An 18,937-nucleotide genomic window follows, 5' to 3' on the forward strand; every position below is an offset into this window, starting at 1 on the left:
GGAGCCGTTTAGAATCAACGACTCCCCTGCCTGGCAAGCACCATGCCCTCTCCCGCGGCGGCTCGTCCCGACATATCGCTCCATCCGCCTCACCGAAGCGGCGACCCGAACAGCTTGTCTGCGGTGGCTGGAGTCGTCAGGTGAACACGATTGTGGAACGGCGTTCGCCGTGGCTTCGTTGGGGATCGTCCGGTCTCGCGGTCGCGATACTCCTGGGCGCCGCGTGGCTGCTGCATCGTTATCTGCACGCGATGCGCTGGCGGGACTTCGCCGCCGCCTGGCAAGCCCTGTCCGTGCGCGCGATCGTAGCCTCGGCTGCCGCCACCTGCGTGAGCTTCGCCATGCTCGCCGCGTTCGAGATGCAGGCGGCGCGGCTGAGTGCGCATGGCCGGGTCTCGCTGCGCCGGGCGGCGTTCGCTGGCGTGGTGTGCAACGCGATCGGCAACATGCTCGGCTTCCACGCCATCACCGCCAGCGCAGTGCGCTATCGGATCTACGGCGCCGTGGGCCTCGGTGCGGGCGATACCGCGCGCATCGTCGGCCTCGCCGGCATGGGGGTGGGGTTGGGCTTCGCCGTGGTGATCACCGGCGCGCTGATCTGGCAGCCGACGATCGTCGACGGCTGGGGCCGATGGCCGGGACTGGGTCTGGCGCTGGCGCTGGCCGGGCTGCTGGCGTGGCTGGGGCGCTCACCACGTACCTTGCGGCTTTTCGGGTGGGCGCTGAAGTTTCCCGACGCGCGCGCAGCCGGGCTGCAGATGGCGATCGGCGGCGTGGAGATGTGTGGCGCCATCGCTGCCCTGCATGTACTGCTGCCGGCGGCCGTCGCGCCGTCGTTCATCGATTTCCTGCCGGTCTATGTCGCGGCGGTGCTGGCCGGACTGGTCAGCCATGCTCCTGGCGGGCTGGGCGTGTTCGAGTCGATCCTGCTGGCGGGGTTTCCCCAGGTGCAGCGGCCGGACGTGCTGGCCGCCATCCTGTGCTACCGGCTGACCTACACGGCGGGACCCTTCGTGCTGGGCAGCGTCGCGTTCGGCGCGTTCGAGTGGCAGCTGCGGCGGCGACGGCGCGCGCAGACGGTCGCTGGCTGACTGCCGCTGCCACGAGGCCACCGTGAACCCGCCGCCCCGCAAGATCCTGCACGTCGACATGGATGCGTTCTACGCCTCGGTCGAGCAGCGCGACGCGCCGGAACTGCGCGGCAAGCCGGTAGTGGTGGCCTGGCGTGGCGCCCGCTCGGTGGTGTGCGCGGCCAGCTATGAGGCGCGCACCTTCGGCGTGCGCTCGGCGATGCCGGCGGTGCGTGCCGAGCGGCTGTGTCCGCAGGCGATCTTCGTGCCGCCGGATTTCCCGCGTTACAAGGCGGTGTCGCGGCAAATCCGCGAGATCTTCGCCAGGCATACCGACCTGATCGAGCCGTTGTCGCTGGACGAGGCCTACCTCGACGTCACCGCGACCAAGACCGGGCTGGGTTCGGCCACCGCCACCGCCGAGGCGATCCGTGCGGCGATCCGCGAGGAGACCCGCCTCACCGCCTCGGCCGGGGTGGCGCCGAACAAGTTCCTCGCCAAGATCGCCTCCGACCACCGCAAGCCCGACGGGCTGTTCGTGGTGCGCCCGCACCAGGTCGATGCGTTCCTGCTCCCGCTCAAGGTCGGCCGGTTGCCCGGCGTGGGCAAGGTGATGGAGGCGCGGCTGGCCGAGCTCGGCGTGGAGACCGTGGCGCAACTGCGCACGTTGCCGCTGGCCGAGATGGAGCAGCGCTTCGGCCGCTGGGGTCGACGCCTGCACGAGTTGTCGCTGGGCATCGACGAGCGCCCCGTGCAACCGGAGCGCCCGAGCGTGCAGGTGTCGGCCGAGGACACCTTCGAGCAGGATCTGCCGCTCGATGCGCTGGAGCCGCATATCCGGCGGCTGGCCGAGAAGACCTGGAGCGGGCACCAGCGCGAGGCTGGACGGGTCGCACGCACGGTGGTGCTCAAGCTCAAGACCGCGCAGTTCCAGACACTCACCCGCAGCCTGACGCCAGCCGTGCGCCCGGCTTCCGCGCGGGAGCTGGCAGACATCGCCTGCGCGCTGCGCGCCCGCGTCGACCTCCCCGCGGACACGCGATACCGGCTGGTGGGGGTGGGGCTGTCCGGGTTCATCGACGCGGACGACGAGGCGACCCAGGCCGACCTGTTCCCCGGGTACTGAACGACGGCGAGCAAGATAGTTCTTGCTATTAAATAGTGCGCTATGTATATTGCGCGCCATGTCCTCCCGACGCACCATCGCCATGTCGCCGCTCCAGCTCGATCACCAGCTGTGCTTTTCGCTGTATTCGGCGCAGCTGGCGATGACCAAGGTCTATCGCAAGCTGCTGGCGGACCTGGATCTGACCTATCCGCAGTACTTGGTCATGCTGGTGCTGTGGGAGGGCGACGGCGTGACCGTCTCGCAGATCGGCGAGCGCCTGTTCCTGGACTCGGCCACGCTCACCCCGCTGCTGAAGCGGCTGGAAGCGGCGGGGCTGGTACAGCGCCAGCGTTCCACCGAGGACGAGCGCCAGGTGGTGGTCAGCCTCTCCGCGGAAGGCCGTGCGCTGAAGCGCAAGGCCGGCGCAGTGCCCGAAGCCATCTTCTGCGCCACCGGCTGCGAGCTGGACGAGCTGATCGACCTGAAGACCCGGCTCGACCGCCTGCGCGGGCGTCTGGCGCAGAGCGGGTGACCGTTTGCATTTGCCATATATATCGCGCGCTATTTTATAGCCTACTACTCATAACCGCAGCACCTGCTGCCACACCCCAGAAAGGAGATCCCTCATGTCCATCGAAAACGTCCTCTATCGCGCCCACGCCAAGGCCACCGGTGGCCGCGACGGCCGTGCCGTGTCGTCCGACAACGTGCTCGACATCAAGCTGACCACGCCGAAGGAACTCGGCGGCGCCGGCGGTGACGGCACCAATCCCGAGCAGCTGTTCGCCGCGGGCTATTCGGCCTGCTTTATCGGCGCGCTGAAGTTCGTCGCCGGCCAGCAGAAGATCGCCCTGCCGGCCAGCACCAGCATCGAGGGCAGCGTCGGCATCGGCCCGATCCCCACCGGCTTCGGTATCGAGGTCGAGCTGAAGATCAGCATCCCGGGCCTGGACCGCGCCGTGGTCGAGGACCTGGTGCAGAAGGCGCACGTGGTCTGCCCGTACTCCAACGCCACCCGCGGCAACATCGACGTCACCCTGACGGTGGTCTAAGGGCCCTACGGGGCTATCGCCGGGACACCGGCTGCGCTATGACGTCAGGTCATGCGCAGCCGCACCGTTTCCAGCGCTGTTCCGACAGCCCCCGCCGCAACCGAAGGCTCGGGCGTGGGGGCGTGGCCGGAGCCCGGCCAGTGGTGCCTGTATCTGATCGAGTGTGCCAACGGCGCGTGGTACGCCGGCATCACCAACCACCTGCGGCGCCGTTACGATGCCCACGCCTCCGGACGCGGCGCGCGCTATACCCGGGCGAACCCGCCCAGCCGGCTCGTCGGCTGGCGTCCCTTCGCCGACCGCGCCAGCGCCTCGCGCGCCGAGGCGGCCATCAAGAAGCTCGACCGGAGCCGGAAGCTCCGCTTCCTCGAGCTCCCCGAAAACCGCGGGGCACCGACAGGAAACCCCACCTGACCGTGCAGACAGGCACGGCTCCGCAGCGAAGGCGGGAGGCCCGCGCACGCGCGGGCTTCCCGATCATCGGGGAACACGCGCGCGGCGGCGCGTCCGGCCGTTACAGGTTCTGGCGGTCCCCCACGGCCGACCCGCACAGTTCCACGCGGGTGCTGCCGTCCACATTGAGGACCAGGGCGTGCACCCGGGCAACGGTGTGCTGGCGATCCGGCGACAGCGTCAGGTCGGTCCGGACGTCCTGCACGCCGTCGAAGACCCCATCGATGAATCGTGCGAACTGCATGCGCGTGTGGTACTTGTCGTAAACCGGATCGTAGCTCCATACCCCCATGCCCGGGCCGCGCGAGGCCGGCGGAAAGGAGTTCGCGTCGGACAGCGTTCCGCCGAGCTGGAATGCATTGATGGCGAAGAACTGGGTCGGCAGAGCGGTCGGCGCCGCGCAGGGACGTACGCTCACGTAGACCTGCCACAGGCCGACGACGGCGCTGCCGCGCGGCGAGAACACGGGAAGGCGGAACGAAGACGGCTCCTGGGCCTGGGTGGCGGACGCGCCCAGTGCGCTGGCCAGCAGCATGGCGGTCAGGGAAAGACGAAATCGCATGACGGCATCTCCTTGAAGGTTTTCGGGTTGCGGATGTTTCCTCCGCGACCGGCAACCTGCGCCCCACCGTCCTGAAATTGCTCCATAATCCCGTGAATAAACCTGAATTCTCCAGGCCTTGCGGATGTCATCGGACACTCGGCAGCTGCGGTTTCACGGTTACCGGCTCGATCCGGTCCGGCGCGTGCTGACGGCGCCCGACGGCACCGATGCAGCGCTCGCCGGGCGCGCTTTCGACGTACTGGCGCTGCTGATTCGCGAGCGCCCCCGCGTGGTCGGCAAGGACGAATTGCTGGCCGCGGTCTGGCCCGGCCGGGTCGTCGAGGAGAACAACCTCACCCAGGCCATTTCCGTCGTGCGCCGCGCCCTGGGCACCGGCGGTGGGGACCATCAGTTCATCCTGACCGTGCCCGGCCGGGGCTACAGCTTCGTGGCCGAAGTCACGTACGACGACGAATCCGGCCTGCCGCATGCGCTGGAGGACACGGGCCGACCGTCCCTGCGCCCCCGCCGCTGGCGCCTGCCGCTGGCGATCGCCACGTTGCTGCTGCTCGCCCTCGCTGGCGTGCTGCTGCTCGGACCTGGCGCTGGCCGCGCCGGGCCGCCCGCCCCGGCCAGCCTGGCCGTGCTGCCGTTTCGCGCGATCGACAACGAGACCGTCGATCCGATGCTGGAAATGGGCATGGCCGAGACGCTGATCACGCGCCTGAGCCGCGCCACCCGTCTACGCGTGCTGGCGCTGGGCACGACCCAGGCGCTCGGCCAGACCGACCCGCTGAAGAGCGGCATCGCGCTGGGCGTGGATTTCGTGGTGGACGGCCATGTCCAGCGCAGCGGACACATGGTGCGCGTCACCGCGCGCCTGCTCGCCGTGCCCGATGGCCGGGCGGTCTGGGCCGAGACCGTGGACGCCACGCCGGAACGGGTCTTCGAGATGCAGGACTCGCTCGCCAGCCACCTGGCCGCAGCGCTGGCCCAGCGTTACGCGCTCGCGGGCTACAGCAGCCCGTGCGATGGCGCAGACGCGGCAGCCCACCGTGCTTACGTGCGCGGGCGCTACCTGCTCAACCGCCCCAACCCGCGGACGCTGGATACCGCGCTGGCCTCGTTCGAGCAGGCCATCGCCCGCGATCCGGGGTGTGCCCGGGCCTGGGCGGGCGTGGCTGCGACCCGGCGCACCATGGTGATGGTCGCCGACCGTGACCCGGAAGTGGAATTTCCCCGCTCGGACGCCGCGATCGACCGCGCGCTGGCGATCGACCCGAGCTGCGCAGAGGCATATGCCGCACGCGGCTTCAATCAGTTCTGGTACCACTGGGACTGGGCCGCGTCGGAGGCCTCGCTGCGCCGCGCGATCGCGCTGGACCCGAACCTGGTGGATGCGCATTTCGCCCTCGCGCACCTGCTCAACAACCTCGGCCGGCATGACGAAGCACTGCTGGAGGCACGCCGCGCCTCCGCGCTGGATCCGCTCTCGCCGCTGGTCAACACCCTGGTGGTCTGGTTCGTCGGCATGGCCGACCACGCCGACGAGGCCCGCGCGCGGCTGGCGAAGGTGGTCGAGCTCGAGCCGGACTTCTGGATCGCCCTCAGCAGCGAGGCCGCGCAGCGCATGCAGGCCGGCGACAAGGACGGCGCACTGCGGCTGATGCAGCGTGCCGTGGAGGTGACCGGCGGCAATTCACGCAGCCTGCTGTATCTGGGGACCCTGCACGCCGCCAGCGGCGATACCGCCGGGGCCCGGGCGATCATGGCCGCGCTGGAGGCGCGCGCGCGCCATGGATACGTGCTGCCGAGCACGCTGGCGAGCATGCACATGATGCTGGGCGAAAAGGCGCAGGCGCTGGATCTGCTGGAGGAAGGCTATCGCCACCACGACCTGGGGCTGGCGTTCCTCAGCAGCTGGTTCGCCGGTCTGGCCGGGGAACCGCGCTACCGTGCCCTGCTGGCCCGGATGCACCTGCCGCCGCCTCCGGCGACGGCAGGGCCCTGAGCCGACCGGGCCTACTTTTTCTTCTTCGGGATGTAGAGGTCGGTGATGGTGCCTTCGTAGGCCTCGGCGGCCATGCCGACCGACTCGCTCAGCGTCGGATGCGGGTGGATGGTCATGCCGATGTCGCCGGCCTCGGCGCCCATCTCGATGGCCAGCGCCACTTCGGAGATCAGGTCGCCCGCATGCGGGCCGACGATGCCGGCACCGACCACGCGATGGGTCGCCTCGTCGAAGATCAGCTTGGTGAAGCCCTCGGTACGGTCGATGCCGATGGCGCGGCCCGAGGCCGCCCAAGGGAACTTACCGACGCCGACGTGCAGGCCCTTCTCCTTGGCCTCGCGCTCGGTCACGCCGACCCAGGCGATTTCCGGATCGGTGTAGGCCACCGACGGGATCACCCGCGCGTCGAAGTGGCTCTTCATGCCGGACACCACCTCGGCGGCCACGCGCGCCTCATGGGTGGCCTTGTGCGCCAGCATCGGCTGGCCGACCAGGTCGCCGATGGCGAAGATGTGCGGCACATTGGTGCGCATCTGCGTGTCGACGTTGATGAAGCCGCGGTCGGTCACCGCCACGCCGGCCTTGTCCGCGCCAATCTTGCCGCCGTTGGGCGAGCGACCCACGGCGACCAGCACGCGATCGAACAGCGTGGTCTCGGGGATGCTCTCGCCCTCGTAGCCGATCTCGATGCCCTTCTTGGTGGCCTTGGCCGAGACCACCTTGGTCTTCAGGTGCACGCCCTTGAGCTTCTTGCCCAGGCGCTGCGCCAGCGGCTTGATCAGGTCGGCATCGGCGCCGGGGATGATCTGGTCCATGAACTCGACCACGGTCACTTCGCTGCCCAGCCCGGAATACACGGTGGCCATTTCCAGGCCGATGATGCCGCCGCCGACCACCAGCAGCTTCTTCGGCACGTCCTTCAGTTCCAGCGCGCCGGTGGAGTCCATGATGCGCTCGTCGTCCCACGGGAACGCCGGCAGCCGCACCGCCTGCGAACCGGCGGCGATGATCGCGTACTCGAAGCGGATCAGCTTGCTGCCTTCGGCCGTCTGGACTTCCATCTCGTTCGGCGAGATGAAGCTGCCGGTGCCCTGCACCGTACGCACCTTGCGCTGCTTGGCCATGCCGGCCAGGCCGCCGGTGAGCTTGCCGACCACCTTGGTCTTGAACTCGCGCAGCTTGTCGATCTCGATGGTCGGCTTGCCGAAGCTGACGCCGTGGGCAGCCATCGCCTCGGCCTCGTCGATCACCGCGGCGGCGTGCAGCAGCGCCTTGGACGGGATGCAGCCGACGTTGAGGCAGACGCCGCCGAGGCTGGCGTAGCGCTCGACCAGCACCGTATCCACGTCCAGGTCGGCGGCGCGGAACGCGGCGGTGTAGCCGCCCGGGCCGGAGCCGAGCACGACCAGCTTGCACTCGATGTCCGGCGTGCGGCCGGAAGCACCGGCGGCGGCCGGGGCCCTGGCAGGTGTGGACGCAGGCGCAGGGGTCGGTGCCGACGCGGGAGCCGCCGGCGCCGGAGCAGATGCCGGAGCCGACGCGGCGGCGTCCGCGGTCTCCAGCACCAGGATCGATGCGCCCTCGGACACCTCGTCGCCGACCTTGAGCTTGAGCTCCTTCACCACGCCGGCGGCGGTGGCGGGAATCTCCATCGTCGCCTTGTCCGATTCCAGGGTGATCAGGCTCTGGTCCTTGGCGACGGAGTCACCGACCTTCACCAGCACCTCGATCACGGGCACGTTGTCGTGACCGCCGATGTCGGGAACCTTGATCTCGAGTGTGTTGGCCATGGCGTGTTTCCTTTGCGGTGCGGGGCGTCAGCGGGTGACGCCCGGGTCGGGTTCGGGGAATCGGGGCGACGTCGCGGCGGACGGCTTCATGTGTTCGGTGACGTCGCGCGCGGCGTCATTGCCTTTGTCGGCGACGTCGGACGCCGCGCGTCGATCCGCCGGTGCGGCCGGTTCCGGCGCGGGGCGGCGGGTCCAGCTGCGCACATGCAGGTCGCGCTGCGGGAACGGGATCTCGATGTCGTACTTCTCCAGTGCGGTATGCAGCGCCCAGTTGTAGGCGGCCGTGACCGAGCCGGTGCGGCGGGTCGCCTCCGCATCGAGCCAGACCACCAGTTCGAAGTCGAGCGAGGAATCACCGAAACCGGTAAGCCATACCTGCGGACCGCGTGGACCCTCCTGCGCCAGGGTGAACGGCACCGCGGCGGCAGCCTCCAGCGCGGCCTTCTTCACCAGCTCCTTGTCGGTACCGTAGGCCACGCCGAACGGCACCTTGAGCCGGCGCGCGGCCTCGCGCAGCGTCCAGTTCACTACCCGGCCGGTGACGAACTCGGAGTTGGGCACCAGGATGTCGATGTCGTCGTTGGTGGTGATCAGCGTGGCGCGGATGCGGATCTCGCGCACGTTGCCGTGCACGCCCGAGGCCAGCTCGACGAAGTCGCCCACCTTCAGGCTGCGGTCGAACAGCAGGATCAGGCCCGATACGAAATTGTTGAAGATCGCCTGCAGGCCGAAGCCCAGGCCCACGCCCAGCGCACCGGCGAACACGGTGAACTTGGCGATCGGGATGCCGGAGGCGTTCAGCGCCATCAGCACGCCGACCAGCAGCAGCACGTAATGGGTCAGCCGCTCGACCGTGTACGCCGAGGACAGGTTGAGGTTGTCATGCCGCTCCACGTAGCGCCGCAGCAAGCGGCGGACGATCGAGGACAGCAGCAGGAACACTGCCAGCACCAGCACGGCCGCCAGCAGCGAGCCGACGGTGACCTTCACCCCGCTCATGTCCAGCAGCTTGACGTTCATCCACTCGTTGAACTGGCGTACGCCGTCCTCCCAGGTGTGCGGCACGGCGGCACGCACCTGGGTCAGCGGATCGCTCGAGCGGAGGGCCGTCACCCGGCGCCCCGGTCAGAGCAGCAGGCGGCGGATGTCGCCCAGCTGCTGTGCGAGGAAGGCGGCGAAACGCGCGGCCAGCGCGCCGTCGATCACCCGGTGGTCGTAGGACAGCGACAGCGGCAGCATCAGCCGCGGCGCGAATTCCTTGCCGTTCCACACCGGCTTCATGGCGGCCTTGGAGACGCCCAGGATCGCCACCTCCGGCGCGTTCACGATCGGCGTGAACGCGGTGCCGCCGATGCCGCCCAGCGAAGAGATCGAGAAGCAGCCGCCGGACATGTCGGCCGGGCCGAGCTTCTTGTCGCGCGCCTTCTTCGAGATCTCACCCAGCTCGCGGGCCAGGTCGAGCAGGCCCTTCTTGTCGACATCGCGGATCACCGGCACCACCAGGCCGTCGGGCGTGTCCACCGCGATGCCGATGTGGAAGTACGTCTTCAGCACCAGCTTCTCGCCGGTCTCGTCGAGCGAGGCGTTGAACTGCGGGAACTGCTTCAGCGCCGCCACCACCGCCTTCATCTGGAACACCAGCGGGGTGATCTTCAGGTCCTTGTTCTCCGCACCGAGCGCCTTGCGGAACGCCTCCATCTCGGTGATGTCGGCGTCCTCGTGCTGGGTGACGTGCGGGATCATCGCCCAGTTGCGCGCGAGGTTGGCGCCGGAGATCTTCTGGATGCGCGAGAGCGGCTTCTCCTCGATCTCGCCGAACTTGGCGAAGTCGACCTTCGGCCACGGCAGCAGGTTGAGGCCGCCACCGGCGGCCACCGGCGCGCCCTGCACCGGCCGCGCACCCGAGGCCAGCGCGTGCTTGACGTAGGCACTGACGTCCTCGCGCTGGATGCGGCCGCCGCGACCGCTGCCCTTCACCTGCTGGATGTCCACGCCCAGCTCGCGCGCGAAGGCGCGGATCGCCGGGCTGGCATACGGCGCGTCACCGGGCATCACGATCTTCGCGTCGAACGGCGGGCGCGCCTGCGGCGGCGGGTCACCGTCCGGCGCGACGCCCGGCTGCACCGCGCGGCCACCGATCGGGGCCGGCTTCTCCGCGGCCGGCGCGGGCGCGGGCGTCGGTGCCGGGGACGGAGCGGCGGCGGGCGCGCCCTCGGCCGATTCGATCAGCGCGATCAGGCTGCCTTCGGAAACCTCGTCGCCGAGCTTGAGCTTGAGTTCCTTGACCACGCCGGCGAACGGCGCGGGCACTTCCATCGTGGCCTTGTCCGACTCCAGCGTGATCAGGCCCTGGTCCTTGGCCACGCGGTCGCCGACCTGTACCAGGATCTCGATCACCGGAACGGCGTCGAAGCCGCCGATGTCCGGCACGCGGGCTTCACGCACGCCGCCGCTGGTGGCGGGTGCCGGCGCAGCGGCCGGGGCCGGTGCAGGGGCGCTCTTCGTGGGCGCCTCGGCCTTGGCCGGAGCGGCGACCGGTGCGGGCGCCGGGGCCGGTGCGGCAGCGCCCTCGGCCTCGATCATCGCGATCACGGTGCCCTCGCCGACCTCGTCGCCGAGCTTGACCCTGATTTCCTTCACCACGCCGGCGAACGGCGCAGGCACCTCCATCGTGGCCTTGTCCGACTCCAGCGTGACCAGCCCCTGCTCCTTCTCCACCCGGTCGCCGACTTTGATCAGCACCTCGATCACGGGCACCTTGTCGCCGCCGATATCCGGAACGCGTGCTTCTTTGAGGTCGGCCATGGGGACTCCTGCAGATGGGGACGGGGCGCGGGGATGCGACCGCGGCAAGATTTCCATGATAACCAAGCCGGGCCGCGGACGGCACTGAAAACGTTGTCATAACGCCCGTTCGCCGACGTATGGGCATGACCTTGGGCGCATGCCGCCTCTGCTCTTCCACCGTAAGCTGGCCCCGCAGGCGCCGCATCCGCAGCGCAGGAGGGACCCCATGCTGGCCATTCGCGACCTGTCCAAGACCTATCCCAACGGCGTGCGCGCCCTGCGCGAGGTGTCGCTCGACATCCCGCGCGGGATGTTCGGACTGCTGGGACCCAACGGCGCGGGCAAGTCCTCGCTGATGCGCACCATCGCCACGCTGCAGGATCCGGACAGCGGCAGCATCACCCTCGACGGCCAGGACCTGCTGACCGACAAACCGGCCACCCGGCGCCTGCTCGGCTACCTGCCGCAGGAGTTCGGCGTGTATCCCAAGGTCACGGCCGAGGCCATGCTCGAGCACTTCGCGGTGCTCAAGGGCATCACCGCGCGCGGTCCGCGCCAGGAGCTGGTGCAGGCGCTGCTGCGCCAGGTGAACCTGTGGGACGTGCGCAAGCGCAAGCTCGGCACCTTCTCCGGCGGTATGCGCCAGCGCTTCGGCATCGCCCAGGCACTGATCGGCGAGCCGAAGCTGGTGATCGTGGACGAGCCCACCGCCGGCCTCGATCCGGAGGAACGCAACCGTTTCCTCAACCTGCTGGCCGAGATCGGCGAGCGCTGCGTGGTGATCCTGTCCACCCACATCGTGGAGGATGTCACCGACCTGTGTCCGCGCATGGCCATCCTCGGCCAGGGCCAGGTGCTGCTGGCCGGCGAGCCGCTGGAGGCGATCGCCAGCCTGGAGGGCCGGGTCTGGCGCCGCACCATCGACAAGGCCGAGCTGGACGGCTATCGCGCCCGCATGACCATCCTGTCCACCCGCCTGCTGGCCGGCCGCACGCAGATCCACGTGCTGGCCGACCAGTCGCCCGGCGAAGGTTTCGTCGCCGTGGCGCCCGACCTGGAAGACGTGTACTTCGGCCGCCTGCGCGCGCAGGCCACCACCCGCGCCGCCTGAGCGCGGGATGCCACGCCTCGCACAGGACACGCACATGTTTCTCGAGATCTTCCGCTTCGAATGGCGACAGCAGTTGCGCTCGCCCCTTTTCTGGCTGGTCGCCGCCGTATTCGGCGCGATGGCCTTCACCCTGACCAGCACCGACGCGGTCGCGCTGGGTGGCGCCGCCGGCAACGTCTGGCGCAACGCGCCGATGGTGACGGTCAAGCTGATGTCGGTGCTGACGGTCTTCAGCATCTTCCTGGTCACGCTGTTCGTCGCTGGTGCGGCGCTGCGCGACTTCGAGGCGCGCACGGCCGAGCTGATGTTCAGCACGCCGGTCTCGCGCGGTGCATACGTGGGCGGACGCTTCGTGGCCGGCTACCTGGCCTGCCTGGGGATCCTCGTCGTGTGCGCGCTGGGCCTGTGGCTGGGTGGATTGATGCCCTGGGTCGACGCCGCCCGCCTGGGACCGTCGCGCTGGGCAGGCTACCTGTGGTCGCTGGGCGTGATGGTGGCGCCGGCAATGCTGTTCATCGCCGGCCTGCTCTACCTGATCGCCACCACTACCCGTTCGCTGCTCGCCGCCTACATCGGCGTGGTGGTGTATTTCGTGCTCCAGATCGTGACCGGCCTGCTCACCCGCGACGTCAACAACCACTGGCTGGCCGCCATCCTCGACCCGTTCGGCGGCCGCACGCTGGCGATCGTCACGCGCTACTGGTCGGCCGACCAGCTCAACCACGACCTGCCGGCGGTGTCCGGCGTGCTGCTGTTCAACCGACTGCTGTGGGGCGGCGTCGGTGCTGCGATGTTCGTCGCGTCGCTGGTCCTGTTCCGCGCCGACCGCACCGGCTGGCAGCCGACCCTGCGCAAGCATCGTGCGGAACCACCCGTGCTGGCGCCGGCGTCGTCGACTCCCGTCCAGACCGAACAGGCCAGGGGACTGCGCGCCGCATTGGCGCAGTTTCGGGCGCAATGGGCCTTCGACACCCGCGCGGTGCTCGGCGGCGTGCCCTTCGTGGTCATGGCGGCACTGGCCCTGGTCAACGTACTGGCGATCCTCGCCCTGTCGGGGCAGCTCTACGGCACGCCGACCTATCCGGTGACCCACCGCATGGTGGAAACCGTGGAGGGCGGGTTCCAGGTGATGCTGTACATCATCATCACCTTCTACGCCGGCGAGCTGGTGTGGCGCGAGCGCGGCGCCGGCGTGGCCCAGGTCAGCGACGCCTTCCCCGTCCCTGACCTCGTACCGCTACTGGCCAAGCTGCTGGCGTTGTTCGCGGTGGTGGGCTGCTTCCTCGGCCTGGGGGCGCTGGTTGGCATCGGATGGCAGCTCGCCCATGGCTACACGCACCTGGAGCCGGGCCTGTACCTGGCGACACTCCTGCTGGACGCGGTGCCTTACCTCCTGCTGGCGGTGCTGGCGGTGTTCCTGCAGACGCTGGCCAACAACAAGTTCCTCGGCTATCTGCTGACCGTGCTGTGGCTGGTGGCCAGCCTGATCGGCTTCGGCCTGTTGCACTGGGAACACCACCTGTACAACTACGGCACCACACCGGCGCTGCCCTATTCGGATCTCAACGGCTTCGGCCACTTCCTGCCAGCGGTGCTCTGGTTCGACGGTTACTGGACCTGCCTGGCCGTGGTGCTGGCCGGCATCGCCGCCCTGTTCTGGGTACGCGGCACACCCGGTGGCTGGCGCGACCGTTGGCGCGAGGCGCGTGCCCGCCTGCGCGGCCCGCTTCGGGCGATGATCGTGGTGGCCCCGCTCGCCTTCGCCACCAGCGGGGCGTGGATCTTCTACAACACCAACGTGCTCAACACCTATCGCAGCAGCGAAGCGCTGGAGCAGCAGCGCGCCGACTACGAGAAGCAATACGCCCGCTACGCCGGCGTGGCGCAGCCGCGCATCACCGCGGTGAACGCCGACGTCGACATCGACCCGGCACAACGTCACCTGCACATCGTCGCGCACATGACCCTGGTGAACCGGCACGACACGCCGATCAGCGAACTGCACGTCAACACCGATACCGCCTTCACCACCACGCTCGCCTTCGCCCCTCACGACACGGTGTCGATGGACCGCAGCCTCGGCTACGCCATCTACAAGTTGAAGACGCCGCTGGCGCCAGGTGCATCGATGCCGTTCGATGCCACCCTCGACTACGACCCGAGGGGCTTCACGAACGCCCCGGAAGGCCAGTTCCTGGCCCACAACGGCACGTTCTTCAACAGCACCGTGCTGCCGCGCTTCGGCTATCAGCCGGACAACCGGCTCACCGACCGCAACACCCGTCGCAAGTACGGCCTGAAGGAAGACGTGCCGCGCATGCCGCCGCTGGGCGACGATGCCGCGCGCGCCAACACCTACATCAGCAACGACTCGGACTGGATCCACTTCGAGACCACCGTGTCCACCGCCGACGACCAGATCGCGATGGCACCGGGCTACCTGCAGAAGGAGTGGCGCGCCAACGGCAGGCGCTATTTCCACTACGAGATGGACCAGCCGATGCTCGACTTCTTCTCGTGGATCTCCGGCCGCTACGCGGTAAGGAAGGATCGCTGGCACGACGTCGCGCTGGAGGTCTACTACAACCCCGAGCACGGCTGGAACGTGGACGACATGCTGCGCGGCGCGAAGGATGCACTGGACTACTACACCACGCACTTCTCGCCCTACCAGTTCCGCCAGCTGCGCATCCTGGAGTTCCCGAACTACGCCAGCTTCGCGCAGTCGTTCGCCAATACCATTCCGTTCTCCGAATCGGTGGGCTTCATTGCCGACCTGCGCGACCCGGCAAAGATCGATTACCCGTATTACGTCACCGCCCACGAGGTGGCTCACCAGTGGTGGGCGCACCAGGTGATCGGCGCCAACATGCAGGGCTCGACCATGCTCAGCGAATCGCTGGCGCAGTACTCGGCGCTGATGGTGATGAAACACCGCTACGGCGAACACCAGATGCGCCGGTTCCTGAAATACGAGCTGGACAACTACCTGGCCAGCCGCGCCGGCGATCCGGCCCAGGAAGAGCCGCTGGCCAAGGTCGAGCAGAACCAGCTGTACATCCATTACCGCAAGGCGTCGCTGGTGTTCTACGCGCTGCAGGACTATGTGGGCGAGGACACCGTGGACGCGGTACTGAAGCAGTTCCTGCACGACAAGGCGTTCCAGCAGCCGCCGTACACCACCTCGCAGGAATTCATGCAGTACCTGGAGCGCGGCGTCGATCCGAAGTGGCACCACCTGATCGACGACCTGTTCTGGAAGATCACCTTCTTCGACAACCGCACCACCGAGGCCACCGCGAAGAAACTGCCGGACGGGCGCTACGAGGTGACGATGAAGGTGCATGCCGGCAAGTCGTACGTGGACGAGCACGGCAAGGAGACCCCGGCCACGCCGGACATCCCGGTGGAGATCGGCGTGTTCGCCAAGTCCCCCGGCAAGGGCCTTGACGGCAAGCCGCTGTACCTGGCCAAGCGCGTGCTACCCAATGGCGATAGCACGCTAACGGTGACGGTGGACGGCGTGCCGGCCGAGGCAGGGGTGGATCCTTACAACGAGCTGATCGATCGGATCCCTTCGGACAATCGCCACGCGGTGACGATCGAGTAATCCGATGGCGCGGACCGGAGGGACCGCGCCGCACCATCATCCGCCCTGATTGCCGCCCGAAGCCGGCAAACTGCCCTGCACCACGGTGAGTTCGCGCTGCGGGAACGGGATGCTGATGCCGGCGCCGTCGAAGGCTTCCTTCACCGCCTGCAGGAAGTCGGTCTGCGCCGCCCAGAAATCCGCCGTCACGGTCCAGGCGCGGATCACCAGATCCACCGAGCTCTCGTTGAGATTGGTGGTCCATACGCCGGGCGCGGGATCCTTCAGGATGCGCTCGTCGGCGTCGAACAGCTTGTGGATCTCCGCCTTGGCCGCCTTGATGTCGTCCTTGTAGCCGATGCCCACGGTCAGCTCGAAGCGGCGGGTGCCGCGGCGGTTGAAATTGGTGATCGCGTCGCCGCCCACCTTCGCGTTCGGCACCACCGCCTCGCGGCCGTCCGGCAGCAGGAGGTGCGTATACATGAGGTTGATCGCCTCGACCGTGCCCATCACGCCGCCGACGGTGACGAAGTCGCCCACGCGGAACGGCCGGAACACCGCCAGCAGCACGCCCCAGGCAAGGTTGCTGAGCGACCCCTGCAGCGACAGGCCAACGGCCAGACCGCTGGCGCCGAGTGCGGCGACCAGCGGCGCGGAGGGCACGCCGGCCACCTGCAAGGCGGTCACGATCAAAAGCGTCAACAGCACGCCATAGAGCAGATTGCGCAGGAAGCTGGACAGGGTGACGTCGAAACTCGCACGACCGAGCGCGCGCTCGACCACGTCGGCCAGCCGCCGTGCCACCCACAGGCCGACCAGCAGCACCAGCAATGCCTCGGCCAGGTTCAGGCCCATCTGCACCGCCTGATCGGCGTACTTGTCCCAGTTCGCGACGAAATAATGCGACATGCGACCCATCGCGCTGGTGGTGGACGTCGGGTCGATGGCAAGGGCGCTGGAAAATCGCATCGGCGGGCTCTCTCTCGCTATGAAAACGCGGGGAGACTAACAGCCGGCTCATCAAGATTTTGCAGGCTCTTCTCATACGAGCGCCGCCGATGCCGGGCATCGGCGGCGCTCGTGGCCGCATGGCGCGGCCGTCAACGGGTCGCGAGTTTGTCCTTGTCCGCGCCGCGATCCTGATCCTCGCCGATCAATCGCAGCGGCGATCCATCCGGCAGGCGGAAAGTGAATTGGCGCTGCAGCTGGTCCAGCTCGCGCAGCTTCGGGCAGAGCATTTCGGCGCGTGCACCGAGACGGTCGGCTCGGGCGTTTACCTCCTTGTCGATCGCCTGGTCGAGCGAATCGGCACGCGCCTCCAGCGCGGCGATCTTCGCCTGGTCGCCGCTGAGCGCAGCCTTCACCGCGCCTGCGGTGACCGTGCCGACCAGCTCGGAGACGGCATCCTGGATGCCGCCCTCGAACGAATCCTCCATCGCCTGACGCGTCCACACGCCGCTGCCGATGCCCGCGTCGAGCTGGGCCATCGCGCGGGTGCGGCTGCGGTTGAGGCGATCGATCAGGTGGCTCCTCGCATCGCCGTCCTCGGCGAAGGTGGTGGCGACCGTGGTCAGCGCGTCGAAGCCGATGTCGAGCCCTTCGCGGGCGATCGACGCCACCTCGGGCACCAGGGTGCGCACCGAGCCTTCGTAGCTGCGCAGTCGCGCGGCATCGGCGGCATCGACCGCCACCGGCTTGCCGTCGATGCGCAGGCTGCCGTCATGCATGAACACCCGGGTGGGCTCGCCGTCGTCGCGGCTGAAGGCGATGCCGGCGTCGCTGATGCGCACGTCGTAATCGGTGTTGAAGCTGCAGTGGCCCATCGAGCCGTGGAAGTCGTGCGCGTGGAGCGGCGCCGTGAGCGCCAGTGCGGCGCCGAGCGCCAGCGTAGTGATCGTCGTGCGCATGCTGCGCCTCCCCGTGACCGTCGGCGGCGATGCCGACCCTGGGCGTCACGATGCTCCGCCGGCGCGGCCGGGCCATGGGCCAGCCGTCATGCCGTGCCATCAGTCACTGGATGGATGCAGCAACGCTCAGTGCGGAACGCCGGCCAGCATGCCCATGTCGAGGTGGATCGCCTGGAGGCGGGATGCCAGCCGGCGCAGGCATTGCGCGGTGTCGATCGGGGCCAGCGCCATGGCCTCCTCGAAATGCCGCACCAGGACCGCCTCGCGACGCGACAGCAGACGGATCCACTGGGTGTCTTTCAGGGGCATGCCGCGCGCCCACCAGCTGGCCAACCGCCGCTGCAGCGGGCCGCGCCATCGGCCGGTCGTGGCCGGGCGGCCGCCGCGCGCGCTCAGCTCCATCTGCAGATCCAGCACGAACAGCTCCAGCGCCGCCGCGTTCTCCAGCAGCACGACGCGCAGACCCGGCTCCACGACCTGCTGCGCCGCGAGCTGGCACAGCCGCTGCAGGTCGATGCTGCGTCGGATCAGCGCGTTGTAGAGCGGTTGTGTTGCCAGCGCCACGGCGTCTGGCCTCCGGGGTGAAAGGGTTGCCACCCATGGTCGTCAGCCAGCGCTTAGCCACGGATTAACCCCACCGATGCCGCCATCCGGGCCTTTAGCTGCCGTTGCGGTTGCTCCGCTATTCCGCTATCTCCCGGCCGCGTCGAGTAGTTGCAGCGGGCGCCCCTGTGCATCACGCAGGCCCTGCTGCAGTCCGGCCAGCCGCTCGATCGAGGGACACAGCGCATCGATCTGGGGCTGTAACACCTTTAACCGACTAGCAATCCGAGGCTGCAGCGTGGTCGCCAGATCAGCCGCCTGGTCGCGCAGGCGCGACGCCGTGTCGAGATCGCCATTCATCGCCGCCTGCAGCGCCTGCTGTCCGAGGTCGCCGGCCACGATCGGACCGAGGTCGGCGGCGAACTGGTCGCCCAGCTGGCGGACGGCATCGCCCTGCCAGTCGCGCGTACTCTGACTGGTGTCGATGCGCTGGTGCAGCGCATCGGCATCGGTCGCCAGGTGCTGGTCGAGCAGTTGTCGCGTGGCGGGTGCCAGCGACAACCCGGAAGCCTCGTCGCGGATGGCCTGCACCGCCACGTCCACCCCGTGGCCGGCCACCCGGCGCACCCGCGGCAACAGCGCGCGCAGGTCGCGGTCGAATAGGGCCACGCGATCCTGGTCTTCGGCATTCAGCGCCACCGGCGTGCCGTCGGTGACCAGCGAACTCCGGCCCATCACCACCCGTGTCGGCGCAGGGCCGGTCCGATCGAATACCAGCCGGTCCGGCTGTACGGTGAGGTCGTAGCTGCTGCTGGCCGGGCAGCGCAGCGTCAGGGGCGCCGCCGTTGCCACACCGGTGGCGGCGAAGGTGGACATCGCGAGGAGGAGGAGGAGTGGGGTGCGCATCGAACCTTGCCGGGGCCAAAACGCCACCGATAACCGGCGGGCGGTCAACCCACCCTGAACCGCACC

At 68.8% G+C, this 18,937-nt stretch carries 16 protein-coding genes; 8 read left to right on the forward strand and 8 right to left on the reverse strand.

Annotated features, from left to right (window positions below):
• Positions 1-140 precede the first annotated feature (140 nt).
• From ATSB10_RS12025 to ATSB10_RS12045, 5 genes are all read left to right on the forward strand, one after another.
• Positions 141-1,091 carry a putative bifunctional lysylphosphatidylglycerol flippase/synthetase gene (locus ATSB10_RS12025; RefSeq protein WP_063673039.1) on the forward strand — a complete coding sequence of 317 codons (951 nt, stop codon included), beginning with the start codon at positions 141-143 and terminating at the stop codon, positions 1,089-1,091.
• A gap of 58 nt (positions 1,092-1,149) precedes the next feature.
• Positions 1,150-2,196: a DNA polymerase IV gene (dinB, locus tag ATSB10_RS12030; protein ID WP_063674470.1), complete on the forward strand. Its 1,047-nt coding sequence runs from the start codon at positions 1,150-1,152 to the stop codon at positions 2,194-2,196.
• Between the two features lie 58 nt (positions 2,197-2,254).
• Positions 2,255-2,710, forward strand: a complete 456-nt coding sequence (locus ATSB10_RS12035; protein WP_157469222.1) for a MarR family winged helix-turn-helix transcriptional regulator — start codon at positions 2,255-2,257, stop codon at positions 2,708-2,710.
• 94 nt (positions 2,711-2,804) lie between these two features.
• Complete coding sequence (locus ATSB10_RS12040; RefSeq protein WP_017463659.1) at positions 2,805-3,230, forward strand: organic hydroperoxide resistance protein; 426 nt, start codon at positions 2,805-2,807, stop codon at positions 3,228-3,230.
• 114 nt (positions 3,231-3,344) lie between these two features.
• A complete protein-coding gene (locus ATSB10_RS12045) occupies positions 3,345-3,644 on the forward strand; it encodes a GIY-YIG nuclease family protein (RefSeq protein ID WP_063673041.1) in 300 nt (99 codons plus the stop codon).
• A gap of 100 nt (positions 3,645-3,744) precedes the next feature.
• Here the strand turns inward: ATSB10_RS12045 and ATSB10_RS12050 are convergent, their stop codons facing one another.
• Positions 3,745-4,245, reverse strand: coding sequence for a hypothetical protein (locus ATSB10_RS12050; protein ID WP_063673042.1), 501 nt, complete (start codon positions 4,243-4,245; stop codon positions 3,745-3,747).
• A 124-nt stretch (positions 4,246-4,369) separates the two neighbouring features.
• Here ATSB10_RS12050 and ATSB10_RS12055 point away from each other — a divergent pair, with 124 nt between their 5' ends.
• Positions 4,370-6,238 carry a winged helix-turn-helix domain-containing protein gene (locus tag ATSB10_RS12055; protein ID WP_063673043.1) on the forward strand — a complete coding sequence of 623 codons (1,869 nt, stop codon included), beginning with the start codon at positions 4,370-4,372 and terminating at the stop codon, positions 6,236-6,238.
• 11 nt (positions 6,239-6,249) lie between these two features.
• On the opposite strand, the gene lpdA is transcribed toward ATSB10_RS12055, so the two are convergent.
• Genes lpdA through aceF form a run of 3 tightly spaced genes read right to left on the reverse strand, consistent with a single transcriptional unit; the run spans position 6,250 to position 10,833 of the window.
• Positions 6,250-8,028 (reverse strand): dihydrolipoyl dehydrogenase, encoded by a 1,779-nt coding sequence (lpdA, locus tag ATSB10_RS12060; protein WP_063673044.1) that lies wholly within the window; start codon positions 8,026-8,028, stop codon positions 6,250-6,252.
• A gap of 27 nt (positions 8,029-8,055) precedes the next feature.
• Positions 8,056-9,141 carry a mechanosensitive ion channel family protein gene (locus ATSB10_RS12065; RefSeq protein WP_063673045.1) on the reverse strand — a complete coding sequence of 362 codons (1,086 nt, stop codon included), beginning with the start codon at positions 9,139-9,141 and terminating at the stop codon, positions 8,056-8,058.
• 12 nt (positions 9,142-9,153) lie between these two features.
• The gene (aceF, locus tag ATSB10_RS12070; RefSeq protein WP_063673046.1) at positions 9,154-10,833 is read right to left on the reverse strand and encodes a dihydrolipoyllysine-residue acetyltransferase; all 1,680 of its coding nucleotides are present in this window, start codon (positions 10,831-10,833) and stop codon (positions 9,154-9,156) included.
• Between the two features lie 208 nt (positions 10,834-11,041).
• On the opposite strand from aceF, the gene ATSB10_RS12075 reads away from it, so the two are divergent.
• Together ATSB10_RS12075 and ATSB10_RS12080 are read left to right on the forward strand one after the other, a co-directional pair.
• Entirely contained in the window at positions 11,042-11,926 is an 885-nt protein-coding gene (locus ATSB10_RS12075) for an ABC transporter ATP-binding protein (RefSeq protein ID WP_063673047.1), read from the forward strand.
• A gap of 34 nt (positions 11,927-11,960) precedes the next feature.
• Complete coding sequence (locus tag ATSB10_RS12080) at positions 11,961-15,536, forward strand: ABC transporter permease/M1 family aminopeptidase (RefSeq protein WP_063673048.1); 3,576 nt, start codon at positions 11,961-11,963, stop codon at positions 15,534-15,536.
• 36 nt (positions 15,537-15,572) lie between these two features.
• On the opposite strand, the gene ATSB10_RS12085 is transcribed toward ATSB10_RS12080, so the two are convergent.
• The 4 genes from ATSB10_RS12085 to ATSB10_RS12100 all read right to left on the reverse strand — a co-directional run bounded on the left by ATSB10_RS12085 (position 15,573) and on the right by ATSB10_RS12100 (position 18,871).
• Entirely contained in the window at positions 15,573-16,484 is a 912-nt protein-coding gene (locus ATSB10_RS12085) for a mechanosensitive ion channel family protein (protein ID WP_236886416.1), read from the reverse strand.
• A gap of 131 nt (positions 16,485-16,615) precedes the next feature.
• Positions 16,616-17,422, reverse strand: coding sequence for a DUF2884 family protein (locus ATSB10_RS12090; RefSeq protein WP_063673049.1), 807 nt, complete (start codon positions 17,420-17,422; stop codon positions 16,616-16,618).
• Positions 17,423-17,548: 126 nt separating this feature from the next.
• The gene (locus ATSB10_RS12095; protein ID WP_063673050.1) at positions 17,549-17,986 is read right to left on the reverse strand and encodes a ferritin family protein; all 438 of its coding nucleotides are present in this window, start codon (positions 17,984-17,986) and stop codon (positions 17,549-17,551) included.
• Between the two features lie 126 nt (positions 17,987-18,112).
• The gene (locus ATSB10_RS12100; protein ID WP_063673051.1) at positions 18,113-18,871 is read right to left on the reverse strand and encodes a DUF2884 family protein; all 759 of its coding nucleotides are present in this window, start codon (positions 18,869-18,871) and stop codon (positions 18,113-18,115) included.
• Positions 18,872-18,937 lie beyond the last annotated feature (66 nt).

It is taken from the genome of Dyella thiooxydans, from assembly GCF_001641285.1.
Taxonomy (GTDB): Bacteria; Pseudomonadota; Gammaproteobacteria; order Xanthomonadales; family Rhodanobacteraceae; genus Dyella_A; species Dyella_A thiooxydans.